The following is a 15806-nucleotide window of genomic DNA, read 5'->3' on the forward strand; positions in this document are numbered from 1 at the left end:
CGCGAGCCTGCGTGCCGGGGGGCCGGCGCGTCTGACTGCAATGAAGATCGGGCGGCTTGCAAACGCTGCGCGCCCTGAGACGAGGGTCACTCCTACCTCAGTCCCTCATACACCATCAGCCCGCGTGCGATCTGCAGCTTGCGGATCGCGCGCGCCAAGAGCTTCTCCGGCTGGTGCAGATAACGCCAGGAGGTGAGGGTGAACGGGCCAAGCGCGCCGCATTCGTCGTCGAATGGCGCAAGCACGCCTGTCACGCTTACCGGCGTATGCGGACGGGCGTTGAACGGGAGCAGCAACAGCTCGAGATGCGCCTTGCTGCCGTCCTCGCGCGTGGCGGTGATACCGGCGATCGCGCCGAGGCTCTCGTCGGCGACAACGGTCGTGATCTCCTCGATCTCGCGGCGGTTGGCCTCGTTGAACAGCGCTGCAAAGCTCGCGTCCTTGAGGTCGCATCCTGCGAGCGCGCAGACGCGCGTGCCGGCGACGCGAAACGGGAAGCCGAGATTGGGCTCGCAGGACAGCACGAAGATGTCGCCGAGCAGGCCGCGCACGGCAGCCGGATCGATATCGGCCCGGTCAGGGGCCCGCTCGGTGCCGCGCTTCTGATCCCAATACGCGAAGAACTCGCGGTTCGACGGATGTTTCATGACTGAACGCTTATCCCGGGGCGCAACCTCGCGGGACAATCCTGTCCCGCTTCAGTGCAGCCGCGATCCCTGTGTTGTTGTGCAGGAGGGGATTTGCACCGTCCATGCCGTGGAGGCGTTTTCGGCCTCCCTGGCGCTGCCTTTGCGTCGTTAACGTTAAATTAACTATGCGCTTTCCGTCCGCCGCCCCGCTGCTATGGTGACCGCAGTCGCAAGCCTCGCCGCTTTTCTCCAGGTTCTCGGCGAGGCCTGTACACAGGCGTCAAACAGTTTGGTCACCGGCCGCGGGGGAGGGGTGGATACCCCTGTCTCTCTGGGTACCGGAAGTCCGACACGGACAGGCAGGGCTTTCCCAGGGCCCTGCCTTTTCCTTTTGTGCACTTGCGCAGGGCGGGCAAAGGCGACTATCTCCAAGGCCTGTCGTTAATCCTGTCGCTCCGATCGCGCCTGAAAGCGAAGCTGCCTTGGATTCCCCGCAAGATTCTCCGCCGCAAGATCCTTCGTTGCATCATGCTTCGATGGAGGTCCCGGCTGTCAATGAGGAGGTTCCGCGCGAGCCGATCCTGACGCTGCCCGTGGCGCTGACCGCCTACATCATCCTGCTGGCGGTGATCCATCTGCGCGTGCTGCTGCCGCCGGACCTGGAGAACTGGACCATCGACGTCTTCGGCTTCATCCCCAAGCGCTACGATTCCTCACTGCTTAATTTGGAGATTCCGGGCGGCGCCGGCGCAAAAATCTGGAGCTTCGTCACCTATTCGCTGCTGCACGCCAATCTCACCCATCTCGGCTTCAACGTGCTGTGGCTGTTGCCGTTCGGGAGCGCGCTGGCGCGGCGCTTTGGCACCATCAGGTTCTTCCTGTTCCTCGCGGTGACGGCGGCGGCCGGCGCGCTCGCCCATCTCGTCACCCATGAGCACGCGGTGGCGCCGATGATCGGCGCTTCGGCTTCGGTGTCCGGCGCGATGGCAGCGGCGATCCGCTTTGCCTTCGTTCGCGGCAGCTTCCTGTCGTTCAGCCGATCGGATGCCGATACCGCCGCGAGAGTTCCGGCGCTGCCGCTGTCGCGCGCGCTGCGCGACGGGCGGGTGCTCGGTTTCCTCGCGGTGTGGTTCGGCGTCAATATCGTCTTCGGTGTCGGCGCGATCGGCGTCGATAGCGAGACCACGAGCGTTGCCTGGCAGGCGCATATCGGCGGCTTCCTTGCCGGCCTGTTGCTGTTCACTCTGTTCGATCCCGTGCCGCGCGTGCGAAGCGATGCTGCGAATGCGTCATCACAGGACATTTCAGACCGTATTTGAAGCGGCGCTTGCGGCGCCGCCCGAATTCATCCATCATTCTCGTGAAGAATGTTCCGAAGCGACAAGCCCGTAGAGGCAATGCTTCGACAAGCGCCTGAGGGTGAAACCGGCGCCAAGCCTGTTTAGTTCAGGACTGTTAGTTGAAGACTCCAAGTCTGTTGGTTGAAGGCTCGATGAACAAGTCCAACCGCGAAAAGCGGGCGGTTCGGATTCAGGGAGGCGACAATGACGGTACGTTCGATTCTCAACAACAAGGGCCATCAGGTCATGAGCGTCGAGCCGGACGCGAAGCTGGCGGTCGCGGTCAAGCTGCTCGGTGAGAAGAAGATCGGCGCGGTGCTGGTGATGAACCAGAGCCGGCTCGAAGGCATCCTGTCGGAGCGTGACATCGTGCGGGTGATCGGCGAGCGCGGCGCCGGCGCGCTCGAGGAGCCGGTTTCTCAGGTCATGACCCGCAAGGTCGTCACCTGCAAGGAGACCGACACGGTCGCCGAGCTCATGGAGGTGATGACCACCGGCAAGTTCCGGCATCTGCCCGTGATCGACAGCGGCAAGGTGGTGGGCCTGATCTCGATCGGCGACATCGTCAAGCGCCGGGTGCAGGAATACGAGTCCGAGCAGGAAGCCCTGCGCGACTACATCAAGACGGCCTGATCAGTCCTGCTGGCCGGCTTTCGGCGCGGTGCCCTCGGGCGCGGGCGCCAGCTCGTGGATTGCCTCCTGGATGGACTCCAGCGCTCGCTCGGCAGCGCGGGTACCCAGGGCGATGAGGTCTTCGGAGCGGTGGAAGTCGAACCAGCCGAAATGGCCGACCCGCGGTGTGATCAGCATATCGGGCGGATCGCCGGCGAGGCGGGCGCGGGTGATGCGGTCCTGCATGATGTTGAAGGCATCGACCATCACCGAAGAGAGGCCGGGCCGGGCGCTGCCGCCGCCGAAGAATTCGCGCTTCACCGTTTTTTCGGGCGAGAAGAATCTCGGGAAGCGCCGCTTTGACGTCGTCTCTTCGGCCGCAGGAACGACCGGTTCAGGCATCGCGCCGTGCGAATAGACCGTCGTCGAATAGGTGAAGATATCGCTGGAAAGATTTGCAGCGACGACGATTTCGGCGCCGAGCGCGCGGGCGGCCGAGACCGGCACCGGGTTCACCAATGCGCCGTCGACCAGCCAGCGATCCCCGATCAGGACCGGAGAGAAGATGCCGGGCAGCGCATAGGAGGCACGCATCGCGTCGACCACGCGGCCGCGCGTCAGCCAGATTTCGTGGCCGGTGCGGACCTCGGTCGCGACGCTCGCGAACTTGATCGGAAGATCTTCGATCAGGGTCTGGCCGACCGCCTCCTCAAGTCGCGTTGCAAGCTTCTCGCCGCCGATCAGGCCGGAGCCATTGAGGCGGATGTCCAGATAGCCGAGGATGTTGCGCATACCTTGCAGACTGCGCCCCCACTCCTCCAGCGTATCGAGCCGGCCGGCCGCATGGAGGCCGCCCACCACCGCGCCGATCGAGGTACCGACCACCACGTCAGGCACGATGCCATTGGCCAAGAGGGTTCTCAGGATCCCGATATGGGCGAAGCCGCGCGCGGCGCCGCCGCCGAGGGCTAGGCCAATGACCGGCCGGCGGATGCTGCCGAGGCCGACCTTCTCGCCGTTCGAACCCCGACCCTTCAATATATCCAGCACCGAAACTCTCCTACACCTGGACCCGCCATCAGATTAGGCACCGTACTCGCGCTCCGCCAGAACCGGGCCGGAGCATGGTTTATGCCGGTTTGGGAAGGACACGGGGCAGGAGTATGGCGACGGGCGGTTGCGTGTGGGGTAATCGCGCGGGCGTCAACCGGGTTCCAAAACCGGATTGGGCCGTATTTCTTGGGGTTTCGGAGGCTTGAATTTGCCGCGTTTTCGGTGAAAAGCAGGTGGCATGACTCTCGGGGGTGACGGCATCATCGGATGGCGGCGCGGCGCATCGCTGCTGCCGATGCTGATCCTTGCTGCCTGCCTCTATACCCTCGGCCAAAACGCTGCGCAGGCGCAGCTTTTCTCTGATCGTCCGCCGCCGGTGCCGCCCGCTTCGGTGCCGGACCCCGGCGGCGCCGTCAGCCTGGCGCCGCCGTCCGGCCCGGGTGCCGGACCTCCGAGCCTGCCGCCGACCCTCATGCAGCCGACCACGCCCAGCATGCCGCCGCCTGCGGTCACGACCGTGCCGTCCGCCGCGCCGCTCAACGCGGCCGTGCCCGGACAGGGCGTACTGTCGCTGACCGCGAAATACGGCAAGGACACCCCGCCGATCACCAGCGGCCTGGTCTGGCGCGTATTTGCCGATCGTCCCGACGAGAACGGCACCTTCAAGCTGATCCGCGAGGACCGCAACGCCACGCCCAACATCGTGCTGCCGCCCGGCAATTACGTCGTGCACGTTGCCTTTGGCCTCGTCAGCGCGGTGCGCACAGTCAGCCTGAAGGCCGAGACCGACCGCGAATCATTCGTGCTGCCGGCCGGCGGCTTGCGCATCGAGGGCCGGGTCGGCACCAGCCGCATTCCGCAGAACCAGATATCGTTCGCGATCTACAAGGGAAGCCAGTTCGAGTCCGGCGAGCGCGCCTCCCTGGTGCCGAACGTCGCCGCCGGCGACGTCGTGCTGCTGCCGGAAGGCACCTACTACATCATCTCGAACTACGGCGACGCCAATTCGGTGGTGCGCTCGGACATCCGCGTCCAGGCAAGCAAGCTCACCGACGTCACCATCACCCACCGCGCCGCCGTCATCACGCTCAAGCTGGTCAGCGACAGAGGGGGCGAGGCGCTCGCCAACACCGCCTGGTCGGTGCTGACCCCGGGCGGCGACGTCATCAAGGAATCGATCGGCGCCTTCCCGCGCGTGGTGCTCTCCGAAGGCGAATACCGCGCCATCGCCAAGAACGAGGGCAAGGTCTACGAGCGCGGCTTCAACGTCGTCAACGGCGTCGACGGCGAAGTGGAAGTCGTCGCGCGCTAACGCTTAAGCGGGATCCCGCATGCGGCCGACGCTGTCGTTCGTGCGCTTGGCGAACGCTTCTCATTCAGCGCACGAATGTCCCATATCTTAGTACCGTCAGTCGCGTCGCGCGTGCGGGAAGCAGATGCTTTTCGCTACGCGCCAATCAACACCGGCACCATCCGCTTATTCCGGAAGCGTCTCGACTTCCTCACAGCCGGTGCAAGATACCTATTTCCGACAATCAATTTTATTCGCTTTCCATCCTGCTGCGTTATATGTCGGGCATCCCTCTAACGGGGGAGGCCGGAGCAGCCTCGTGCGTCTGCGAGACCGGCAAGGAGCAGGGGACCAAGCTCGTCGGCATGTTCGAAGTGATCCTCACCAGGCGAAAGCGGTTTGGCTGGCGGTGGCGGGTGTGCGACCACGCCGGCAAGATATTTGCCGATGGCTTCGAGCGCTCCCGGCCGTCCGCCAAATATCATGGCGAGCGCGCATTGTTCTTCCTGTTGTCGCAGGCCCATCTGCGCAACCGCTCCGCGGCCCCCAGCGAGGACTAGCGGCAGGCACAGCTCCGTAGCCCGGATTGCGCTTCGCTCCCTCCGGGCTCCGAAACGTCTCTGCGAGCGCCGTCAGATGTCGACGACGAGCTTGCCCTGCGCCGCGTGATCGCGGATCAGCGCATAGGCATTGCCGACTTTCTCCAGTGTGAAGTGCCGGGCATTGCGCTCGAACAGTCGCTCGGACAGACGCTGTTCCAGCGCACGACGGATGGTTTCGTGCTGACCGACGAGGGCACAGCCGTGCTGCGCCATGCCGAGCGGATTGAAGAGGAGGCGCTCGCTTTGGAGCGGCGTGCGTCCGGCGCGGAGACGCAGCTCGACGGCTTGCTGCGCCTGTCGTCGTCGGACTGGTTCGGGACGGTGATGCTCTCGCCGGTGAATAGCCGCCTTCGGCAAACGCCATCCCAAGATAATTGTCGAGCTTCTGACCGATGCGCGCCTCTACAGCCTGCCGCGCCGCGAGGTCGCTTCGCTCATCCCGGGCTACGCGAGACCTTGCGGTGCCTGTCGGGCAACACACACAAATTGTCGGTCAACGGGCAGGCGTAAAAATATTCGCCTTTACAGAATTCGGAATTATCGTATCTTCTGCTCACTCCGGCCCAAGGAAGAGGGCGTATCGCGATCGTCACGAACGCGGGCCGGGCGGCGGTGGACGCCGATCACATCGGCGCGAAGGGTTTCGCAGGGCGGAGAGCCGTGAGCGAGGGCGTCGCGCGCACGACCGGTGTGATCGGCGTACGGCCAAATCGTGTCGTCCTGGCGCCCGGGGTCTGTGCGCCAAGTCTTGCGGTGATGGGTGCAGCCCGACCGGGCACACGCATCAGCCATCCGCAGCGCGACGGGGGCAATAGTGCATCGCTCCCCGGGGAGAACACGGCATAAGCCGTTCCAACCATTGCGCAGGGAAGGCCGGGATGCTCCGGTTGCCCTGTTTCCCGCTGTGCAATGTAGCGCAATCTGCCCTTGGCATAGCGGAGCAATAGGAGCCAGCCGGCTCCCGGTCTTCCCTGCACCCTCTTTCAATTGAGGGTGAAGCGACGAAGCAAAGCTCGGGCGAAACACGCCGCGAGGATGCAAGCCCATGTCAGTTATTCAACAACGATCTCGTGCCCCGGACGCAGCGCAGCGCCTCTTCGCTGTGCGCTGCAGGGCCGGGGCCCATGCAACAGCGAACGGCGCGGCTTCCTGGATCCCGGCTCTGCGGCGCGTCACTGCGTGCCGCACCGCGTCCGGGACACGAGAAAGACGAGCGTTGTCGTCACAGTTCGTCATTGCGGCGCCGAGATCGCAAAGCTGCTCGCCGATTTCGGCCAGCGTGCTTCACGGGCGGCGTAACTCGGACGGATAACAGTCATAGACCAGCGCCTTGAAGGCAGGCGTGATACGGCTGCGCTCGTTCTGGGTCTGCTGCATCAGGAGGTAGACCATGTCGAGCTTGGGATCGACGCCGAAATAGGTGCCGCTGCCACTGTCCCATTTCAACTCGCCGAGCGAGCCCGGCGGCGGCGGTTTGGCGTTGCCGGGATCGGTCCGCACCGCAAGGCCATAGCCATAACCGAAGCCGTCGCCAGGAAAATAGAAATAATCGCGTCCAACGCCGGAGCCGGGCCCGACGTGATCCGTGGTCATGGCTTTGAAAGCCGCGGGGCTCAGATAGCGCTTGCCCTCGAACTCGCCGCCGTTGAGCAGCATCTGCGAGAAACGCAGATAGTCGGTGATGGTCGAGAGCAGCCCGCCGCCTCCGGATTGCCATTCGGGATGGTCGAGGCGGTCGCGCTCGGCGGCAAGCAGAATGAAGTCATTGGGCAGCGGCCGCGCCATCCGAGCGAGCTCGTCCGCGCTCGCCAGCGCGAATTTGGTGCTGCTCATGCCGAGCGGATCGAGGATGCGCTGCTTGAGGAATTCGTACAGCGTCTGGCCCGAGATGATCTCGATGACGCTGCCGAGCACGTCGGTGGAATGACCGTAGCGCCACAGCGTTCCCGGCTGCCGCGCCAGCGGCAGCTTTGCGATGCGTTGGGCGAATTCCCTGTTGTTGAATTGACCTTCGAAGATGTCGGCAGCCTTGTAGGCCTGCTCGACCCATTTGCCGCCGATATAATCGTAGCTGATGCCCGAGGTGTGCCGCAGCAGATCCTCGATGTTGACGGGACGGACCGGGGCCACGAGATCCAGATGCAACGTGCCGTCGGGATTGGTGACCTCCAGTCCCACCTTGGTGTCGGCAAAGAGGGGGATGTATTTCGACACGGGGTCGGTGAGCGCAAGCTTGCCCTTGTCGATCAGCATCATCGCGCCGAGGCACGTGACCGGCTTGGTCATCGAGTGGATGGCGAAGATCGTATCGGGCGTCATCGCGAGACCCGTCCTGGTGTCGCGCACGCCAAAATTCTTCAGATAGACCGGCTTGCCGTGCTGCTGGACCAGGACCACGGCGCCCGGCAGCCGGCCGCTCGTCACCTCGTTGTCAAAATACTTTGTGATGCGGTCGAGCCCGTCGGACGACGGAGCGGCGATATCGGCGGCGCGGCTCCGCGCCATTGTGCCGGCCAGCAGCGCGGCTCCGACCAGAAATTCACGACGCTTCATCCGGGCTTCCTCCCTCGCCGGGATCAAAGCCGCAAGACGTCGAAGGCGTCAACACGCCTTCGATTAAAATCGCGTCACGATTTCAGAAAGGACCGGCCGCGGACGGTCATCGCTCGGCTTGGTCGGGGTGCCGATATGGACAAGTCCGGCGAGCTTCTCGTCCGGCTTGAGGCCGAGGCCATCCAGCACGTCGCGATCGAACGAGAACCAGCCGGTCAGCCAGCAGGCGCCGTAGCCGAGCGCGGTCGCGGCCGTGACGATGTTCATGACGCTGGCGCCGGCCGACAATTCCTGCTCGAAGGCCGGCACCTTCGGATGCGGCTTGGTGAAGCTGACGATGCCGATCACCAGCGGCGCATCCGTGAGGCGTTTGCGCTCGGTCTCGACATCGGCGGCAGGCGCGCCAGGATTCTTCCGGGCAAACACCTTTGCGATCACCTCGCCGGCGCGTTGACGCGCATCGCCCTCGAAAATGATGAAGCGCCAGGGCGCAAGCTTGCCATGGTCGGGCACGCGCGAGCCGATGGTGAGGATGGTCTCGAGCTCGGCCGGGGAGGGCCCGGGTCCGGACATCTCGCGCGGCTTGACCGAGCGGCGGGTCTTCAGGAGTTCGATGGCGTCAGGCACTGCAATATCCTCTTCGGCTGGTCGTCGGGCGTGCCATGCCGAGATAAGCATGCACGCCCGCAACCGAAAGCGAGTTTAGATCGATTTCAGGAATCAGGCCGCGCCACGCGCCCGCTTCACATCGGGCGGGGTCGCCTCGTCGACGAGGGCGGCGAGCGCCTCCACCGTCGTGGTCACGTTCTGGCCGTCGCTGCCGAGCCGCCGGATCGAGACCGACTGTGTCTCGGCCTCTTTCTTGCCGACCACGAGCAGTGCCGGAATCTTGGCCAGCGAATGCTCGCGGACCTTGTAGTTGATCTTTTCGTTGCGCAGGTCGATCTCGGCCCGAAGTCCCGCACGCCGGACCTGCTCCAGAACCTGCTTGGCGTATTCGTCGGCCTCCGACGTGATGGTGGTGACCACCACCTGCACCGGCGACAGCCAAAGCGGGAAGTTGCCGGCATAGTGCTCGATCAGGATGCCGATGAAGCGCTCCATCGAACCGCAGATCGCGCGGTGCACCATCACCGGCGGCTTCTTGCCGCTGTCGTGGTCGATGTAGAACGCACCGAACCGTTCCGGCAGGTTGAAGTCGACCTGCGTGGTGCCGCATTGCCAGTCGCGGCCGATGGCGTCGCGCAGCACGTATTCGAACTTCGGCCCGTAGAAGGCGCCTTCGCCCGGATTGATCTCGGTCTTGATGTGATTGTTCTGCGTCTGGATTTCGCGCAGCACGGTGGCCATCACGCGCTCGGCGTGATCCCACATCGCGTCGGTGCCGACGCGTTTCTCCGGCCGGGTCGACAACTTCACCGTGAGATCGCCGGTGAAGCCGAAATCGGCGTAAGTCGACAGGATCAGCTCGTTGATCTTCAGGCACTCGTCGGCGAGCTGATCCTCCATGCAGAAGATATGAGCGTCGTCCTGCGTGAAGCCGCGCACGCGCATCAAGCCGTGCATGGCGCCGGACGGCTCATAGCGGTGCACTACGCCGAACTCGGCGAGCCGCAGCGGCAAATCGCGGTAGCTCTTCAAGCCGTGCTTGAAGATCTGCACGTGACCCGGGCAGTTCATTGGCTTCAGTGCAAACCAGCGCTTGTCTTCGGCTTCGTCGCCGGCCGACTGCGCCGCAAACATGTTCTCGCGGTACCAACCCCAATGGCCGGAGGTCTCCCACAGCGACTTGTCGAGGATCTGCGGCGCGTTGACCTCGCTGTAGTCGCCGCTCAGGCGTCGGCGCATATAGGCGATCAGCTGCTGGAAGATGGTCCAGCCCTTGGCGTGCCAGAACACCACGCCCGGACCTTCCTCCTGGAAATGGAAGAGGTCGAGCTCGCGCCCGAGCTTGCGATGGTCGCGCTTTTCGGCTTCCTCGATCTGCTTCAGATAAGCGTCGAGGTCCTCCTGCTTGGCGAACGCCGTGCCGTAGATGCGGGTCAGCATCGGGTTGTTGCTGTCGCCGCGCCAATAGGCGCCGGCCACCTTCATCAGCTTGAAGGCGTTGCCGACCTTGCCGGTCGAGGTCATGTGCGGGCCGCGGCAGAGATCGAACCAGTCGCCCTGATAGTAGATCTTGATCGGCTCGTTGCCGGGGATGGCGTCGACCAGCTCGACCTTGAACGCCTCGCCCTTGTCGCGGAACACCTGTTTGGTTTTTTCGCGATCCCAAACCTCTTTCGTAAAAAACTTGTCGCGCGCGATGAGCTCGCGCATCTTTTTCTCGATTGCGGCAAAGTCTTCCGGCGTGAACGGCTCGTTGCGGAAGAAATCGTAATAGAAGCCGTTCTCGATCACGGGACCGATGGTGACCTGGGTGCCCGGCCACAGCGTCTGCACGGCTTCGGCGAGCACGTGGGCGCAGTCGTGGCGGATCAACTCGAGCGCGCGTGGATCGTCGCGGTTGATCAGCTCGAGCTTGGCATCGGCTTCAATGGGATCGTCGAGGTCGGAGACCACGCCGTCGAGCGCCATCGCGACCGTGCGCTTGGCCAGCGACGGCGAAATGCCCTTGGCGATCTCGAGGCCGGTGATGCTCTTGGCATATTCACGCCGGGCGCCGTCCGGGAAGGTGAGAGTGATTTTTTCCGGTGGGGTCACGGGTCTCAAATTGCTGAGGCTGTATTGGAAGCCCGATTCGGATTTGGCTTGTTCGGCCTTGGTCTGTTCGGCCTTGGCTTGTTCGGACCTGGATTGGTCCTTGGGCTGGTCGGTCATTGCATGTCTCCTGGGGCTCACTCCTGCGAACGAGCGCAGGTAAGCGGGAACGAGCGATATATCAGGCGATTCGGCCTGCGCAATCCGGCATTTCCAAGAAACTGGCGCGCAAAAGCCGGGGCGCCGCACGAACTATTCCGGGCGACGCCCTTTAACCGGTCGCAGGTCTGCTCTACATGCATCTGCATGGAAAATGCACGCGCCGGCCGTTTCGCGCCTACTGCCCTGATGCTCGGCAATCTCGTCACCGGCTGCTCGGTATTGGCACCGGCGGGCATGCTGCCGGAATTGGCGGCGGGGCTCGACGTCAGCATCCACGCGGCCGCGCTCCTGATCACCTTCGGCGCCATCATCCTGTGCATCGGATCGCCGCTGACGGCCTGGCTCACCAGCCGGATCGAGCGCCGGACGCTGCTCACCACGACGCTGGCGGTGCTCGCCTTTGGCAATCTCGCATCGGCATTTGCGCCCGACTACACGAGCCTCCTTGTCACCCGCCTGGCGATGCTCGCGGTCGGCGCGCTCTACACGCCGCAGGCCGCCGGCACGGCGGCACTGATCGTGCCGGTGGAGCGTCGCGGCAGCACGATCGCCTACATCTTTCTCGGCTGGTCGCTCGCTGCCGCCGTCGGCCTGCCGCTGATCACCTTCATCGCCAGCCGATATGGCTGGCGCGCGGCCTATGGCGGGATCGGCGCGCTCGGCTGCATCAGCTTCCTGCTGTTGCTGATCCGGCTGCCGGCCGGCTTGAAGGGCACGCCGGTGGACCTGAAGACCTGGAGCGCCGTCGGCCGCGACGGGACGATCCTGCTGCTGCTTGCGATCACGATGCTGCAGATGGCCGGGCAGTTCGTGGTGTTCACCTTCATGGGCCCGCTGCTCAAGAAGCTGACCGGCGCCGGGCCCGATGCGATCGGCATGGTGTTCGCTCTCTATGGCGTCTGCGGCTTCCTCGGCGTTGTCATCGCGACCCGCATCGTCGACACCTCGGGACCCTATCGCACCTCGCTGCTGTTCACCTGCCTGCTGCTTGCGGGGATCACGGGCTGGGCGCTCAGTGCCGGCACGCTCGCGTTGATGGCGGGTGCGGCCGCGATCTGGGGCCTCGGCTTTGCCTCGACCAATTCGATGCAGCAGGTGCGGCTGGTCTCGGCCGCACCGTCGCTGGCATCGGCGACCGTCGCACTCAACACCTCCGTCCTCTATATCGGCCAGGCTGTCGGCTCTGCCGTCGGCGGACTGCTGTTCGCCCGCGAGCTCCTGCATACGCTCGGCTTCGTCGCGGTCGGTTTCGTCGTGCTGGCGCTGATCCTGGTAGTCCTGACCCGGCCCCGGCCGGCAACCGCCGCCCCGGCCTGAACGGAAGCGTTTTCGTGTGCGCAAGGCGCTTGGCAAACCGCGCGCCGGGGCGCTAGAACGCGAGGTATGGGGACCAAAGAGAGTTGACTGAAATGAGGATGATTCTGGCGGTTGCCGCGGTGCTCTATTCAGCCTCCGCGTTTGCGCAAGCCGACAAGCCACCACCGATGGTCGGGGACAAGCCGTTGGTGCAGGTCAAGCCCAAGGGGCCCAAGGCCGGGATCCAAGAGGCGGCTGCCAAGCCCGCCGCGGCGCCGAAGGGCAAGCCACAATCGATCGCGGCGCGGCTCCAGGCCTGCCTCGACCTCGATGACGGCACCAAGGACCGGCTCAATTGCTACGACGCGGTGATCGCGCCGACGCCGAAGCCGAAGCCGCCGAAGGCCAAGGGCTACGCCGATTGCCGATTCTTCAAGGAAGAGGACGAGCGGCTGGCCTGCTTCAACGGATTTGCCGAGAGCATTCCGAAGCTGCCCAAAACCTGAGGCCAATGGCTAAGGTCTGCAAGCCGGACGGTTAGTCGCTGATCAGCGACTCGACGGGGATGGATTGGTGGAGGCCACGCGCGTCAGTGCGAGTGATGGCGTCGCTGACATCTTCACCAGCACGTCCTTGAGCGGGTCCCGCGTCCAGGCGCGGGTCACATAGTCGCGATGGGTGATGCCGTCACCGGTTTCGACGAACACCACGCTGCCGGGACGCAACGGTCCGTCCATGTCTTCGGAGACGCTGATGCCTTTCTGCCGCAGCGTGCTCATCAGCTCGCGGTCGCGCCGCGCGGTGTAGCGGGTGTAGGAGCTGACGAAGAAGCCGGAGCGGTGGCTCTCGATCCATGAGGCGAACTTGTCCATTTCGCCGTAGACGGCGTCGAGCAGCACGACGCCGCGGACGCGGTCGCTGATGCCGCCGACCTCGAGACTCCAGGCCGTCGGCAGGAAGCCGCCGCTGTAGCCGACGATCACGATCGGCATATTGGCGAAGGCGCGCGCGCTGTTGGGATCGCCGGTGAGCCGGGCCAGATGGTTCGCAGACTCCTCCAGGAAGCGCTTGAGGCCGCCCGCCTGCCAGAACTTCCCGGCGCTAGAATCGGCGGCGTCCACCGCCATTTGCGGAGCAAGCAGGATGGCGTTGGCGCCGGAATCGGTGACCTGCTGCGGCACCAGCTGCCGGTCGCGCACGTCACGCTCGAGCGTTGCGCCGTTGCCGTGGAAGAACACCACGATCACGCCTGGCTTACGCACGTCGAAATGTTCGGGCACGTGCATCAGCACGCGGTTGTCGCTGTAGGTCTCGTCCTGCCAGAACACGCGCCCGGAATAGCTGCGGTGGCCGCGGCGGTCGCCCTTGGCGATGTTGAGGAACGGCGAGTCGGAGGCGGGGTTGTTGCCGAAATAGGGGAATGCCGACGACTTCATGCTGACGAGCGTCGTCAGGTCCTCGCGCACCGGACGTTGGTAGGGGGCCTGCGGCGCGAGCGAAGCGACCCTGTAGGGCGCCTGCTCCGGCTGTGGCTGCTGCACGGCGCGCTTGGGCGAGAAGTCCGACATTTGCCGTTGCAGAAAACCCTCGCTTGCGGACGGGAACCGCTCCGTGAACTGCGGGGCCGGGAAGCGATCCTCGAACGTGTCACTGCTTGCGACCTGCTGATTTGTCTTCGCAACGATCTGGACGTTGGCCTGCGAGTTCGCCGCGAGCGCCGCCGGATTGGGCGCCTTGCCGCATTGAACCAATGTGAGCGACAGCGGCACCAAGGCCGGGATCAGAGCGATCCGGAGCGCACGACCGCGCGCACCGGACGTCGTCCGGTCGGCACGAATGTCAGCTCTCAGTTTCGGAACGGCCCCGACCATCCACCCATGACCCCAAGTCATGACCACAAGTCCATCGGCAATCATTAAGACAACTGAACCGATGGGCGTTTAGGCGACGTTAAGTGTCCGGAGAAACTTCCCCACATCCGGAACGGCCAAAAGGACCACGTAATCGTGTCGCGATTGTGGGGAAGGGAGACGGGACGTCCCGGTGTTTGCGCAGGTTTATTGGCCAAGACCGCGCAGCAAGGGTGCCGGAGTACCGATTTAGCCCGCCTCATTTAACCCTTGTTAACCCTGCTTGAATTGACTGGCTCGAACTGCACGATGCTTCCCACGAGGCATGACGCCTGAGGTTGAGGACCCCGATGACGGCATCAGATGCGGGTACCGCGGCCTGGACTGGCCGGCTGACCGGAAGCGGATCGGGGGTCTCCGTTCTGGTCGCAACCGCCATCGTCGTTGCCGACATGATCGGGGTCGGCGTCTTCACCAGCCTCGGCTTTCAGGTCAAGGACATCCCCTCGGGCTTCTCGATCCTCTTGCTGTGGACCATCGGCGGCATTGTCGCGCTGTGCGGGGTGTTCGCCTACAGCGAACTCGGCGCGATGTTTCCGCGCTCCAGCGGCGAATACAATTTCCTCGGCCGCACCTATCACCCCGCCTTCGGCTTTCTCGCGGGCTGGGTGTCGGCGACGGTTGGCTTTGCAGCGCCCGTCGCGCTCGCCGCAATGGCGTTCGGCGAATACGCCAAATCGGTCGTGCCCGGTGTGCCGCCGATCCCGCTTGCCATCGCCGTGGTGTGGCTGGTCTCGCTCGTGCAACTGACCGGCGTCAGGCACTCCTCGACCTTCCAGTTGATCTCGACCATCCTGAAGGTCGTACTGATCGTGGCCTTCCTGGTTGCCGGCTTCATCATTGGCACCCCGCAGCCAATCGCCTTCACCCCGCAGGCTGGTGACCTCGCACACATCGTCAGCGCCCCCTTCGCGATCGGGCTTGTGTTTGTGATGTACTCGTTTTCGGGCTGGAATGCCGCGACCTACATCATCGGCGAAATGAACATGCCGCAGCGGGACCTGCCGCGTGCACTGCTCGCGGGCACGCTGATCGTGCTCGTGCTGTACGTCGCGCTGAATGCGGTGTTTCTCTATTCTACGCCGGTCGGCGCGCTCGCGGGTCAGCTCGACGTCGCCAGCGTCGCCGGCAGCGCGATCTTCGGCAACCTTGGCGGCCGGATCGTTGGCGCGATGATCTGCTTCGGCCTGATCTCCTCGATCAGCGCGATGATGTGGATCGGCCCGCGCGTGATGATGACGATGGGCGAGGACATTCCGGCGCTGCGTGTGTTCTCCCGCAAGTCGACGAGCGGCGCGCCGGCCTATGCCATCCTGTTTCAGCTCGCCGTCGCCAATCTGCTGCTGTTCACGCGCAGTTTCGAGGCGGTGCTCGATTTCATCCAGTTCGCGCTGCTGTTCTGCTCGTTCTTCACGGTCGCCGGCGTCATCAAGCTGCGCATCACCGATCCCGATTTGTCGCGGCCCTATCGGGCTTGGGGATACCCGTTCACTCCGCTCGTTTTCCTGCTCGTGACCGCCTTCATGATGTACTACCTTTTGACCGAGCGGCCCCTGCAGTCGCTGTCGGGAATGCTCGTCATGCTCTCGGGCCTGTTGATTTATGTTGTTTTCCGCAGGCGGCCGGTCGCCGCTGGCACGTCATCACATCGCGAATAG

The 15806-nt window shown here is 64.3% G+C and carries 13 protein-coding genes and 1 pseudogene; 8 read left to right on the forward strand and 6 right to left on the reverse strand.

What is annotated here, in order from left to right:
• Positions 1-92: 92 nt before the first annotated feature.
• Positions 93-647: a PAS domain-containing protein gene (locus tag IVA74_RS38825; protein ID WP_247353148.1), complete on the reverse strand. Its 555-nt coding sequence runs from the start codon at positions 645-647 to the stop codon at positions 93-95.
• 518 nt (positions 648-1165) lie between these two features.
• On the opposite strand from IVA74_RS38825, the gene IVA74_RS38830 reads away from it, so the two are divergent.
• Entirely contained in the window at positions 1166-1948 is a 783-nt protein-coding gene (locus IVA74_RS38830; RefSeq protein ID WP_247353149.1) for a rhomboid family intramembrane serine protease, read from the forward strand.
• 225 nt (positions 1949-2173) lie between these two features.
• Positions 2174-2602, forward strand: a complete 429-nt coding sequence (locus tag IVA74_RS38835) for a CBS domain-containing protein (protein WP_247353150.1) — start codon at positions 2174-2176, stop codon at positions 2600-2602.
• Here the strand turns inward: IVA74_RS38835 and IVA74_RS38840 are convergent, their stop codons facing one another.
• Entirely contained in the window at positions 2603-3631 is a 1029-nt protein-coding gene (locus IVA74_RS38840) for a patatin-like phospholipase family protein (protein WP_247353151.1), read from the reverse strand.
• Positions 3632-3872: 241 nt separating this feature from the next.
• Here IVA74_RS38840 and IVA74_RS38845 point away from each other — a divergent pair, with 241 nt between their 5' ends.
• The 3 genes and pseudogenes from IVA74_RS38845 to IVA74_RS38855 form a co-directional block, all read left to right on the forward strand.
• Entirely contained in the window at positions 3873-4946 is a 1074-nt protein-coding gene (locus IVA74_RS38845; RefSeq protein ID WP_247353152.1) for a hypothetical protein, read from the forward strand.
• 257 nt (positions 4947-5203) lie between these two features.
• The gene (locus IVA74_RS38850) at positions 5204-5485 is read left to right on the forward strand and encodes a hypothetical protein (RefSeq protein ID WP_247353153.1); all 282 of its coding nucleotides are present in this window, start codon (positions 5204-5206) and stop codon (positions 5483-5485) included.
• A gap of 108 nt (positions 5486-5593) precedes the next feature.
• A pseudogene (locus IVA74_RS38855) lies at positions 5594-5966 on the forward strand (LysR family transcriptional regulator); the annotation flags it as partial.
• A gap of 845 nt (positions 5967-6811) precedes the next feature.
• On the opposite strand, the gene IVA74_RS38860 reads toward IVA74_RS38855, so the two are convergent.
• The 3 genes from IVA74_RS38860 to thrS all read right to left on the reverse strand — a co-directional run bounded on the left by IVA74_RS38860 (position 6812) and on the right by thrS (position 10900).
• Positions 6812-8080, reverse strand: coding sequence for a serine hydrolase domain-containing protein (locus IVA74_RS38860; protein ID WP_247353155.1), 1269 nt, complete (start codon positions 8078-8080; stop codon positions 6812-6814).
• Between the two features lie 63 nt (positions 8081-8143).
• Positions 8144-8707, reverse strand: coding sequence for a nitroreductase (locus IVA74_RS38865; protein WP_247353157.1), 564 nt, complete (start codon positions 8705-8707; stop codon positions 8144-8146).
• A 93-nt stretch (positions 8708-8800) separates the two neighbouring features.
• The gene (gene thrS / locus IVA74_RS38870) at positions 8801-10900 is read right to left on the reverse strand and encodes a threonine--tRNA ligase (protein ID WP_247353159.1); all 2100 of its coding nucleotides are present in this window, start codon (positions 10898-10900) and stop codon (positions 8801-8803) included.
• A gap of 186 nt (positions 10901-11086) precedes the next feature.
• Here thrS and IVA74_RS38875 point away from each other — a divergent pair, with 186 nt between their 5' ends.
• Positions 11087-12259: an MFS transporter gene (locus IVA74_RS38875; protein ID WP_247353161.1), complete on the forward strand. Its 1173-nt coding sequence runs from the start codon at positions 11087-11089 to the stop codon at positions 12257-12259.
• 92 nt (positions 12260-12351) lie between these two features.
• On the forward strand, positions 12352-12744 hold the full coding sequence (locus IVA74_RS38880; protein ID WP_247353163.1) for a hypothetical protein: 393 nt from the start codon (positions 12352-12354) through the stop codon (positions 12742-12744).
• Between the two features lie 42 nt (positions 12745-12786).
• Here the strand turns inward: IVA74_RS38880 and IVA74_RS38885 are convergent, their stop codons facing one another.
• The gene (locus IVA74_RS38885) at positions 12787-14109 is read right to left on the reverse strand and encodes an alpha/beta hydrolase (RefSeq protein ID WP_247353280.1); all 1323 of its coding nucleotides are present in this window, start codon (positions 14107-14109) and stop codon (positions 12787-12789) included.
• 329 nt (positions 14110-14438) lie between these two features.
• On the opposite strand from IVA74_RS38885, the gene IVA74_RS38890 reads away from it, so the two are divergent.
• A complete protein-coding gene (locus IVA74_RS38890; RefSeq protein WP_247353165.1) occupies positions 14439-15806 on the forward strand; it encodes an amino acid permease in 1368 nt (455 codons plus the stop codon).

Origin of the sequence: Bradyrhizobium sp. 132, from assembly GCF_023074185.1 — a bacterium.
Classification (GTDB): domain Bacteria; phylum Pseudomonadota; class Alphaproteobacteria; order Rhizobiales; family Xanthobacteraceae; genus Bradyrhizobium.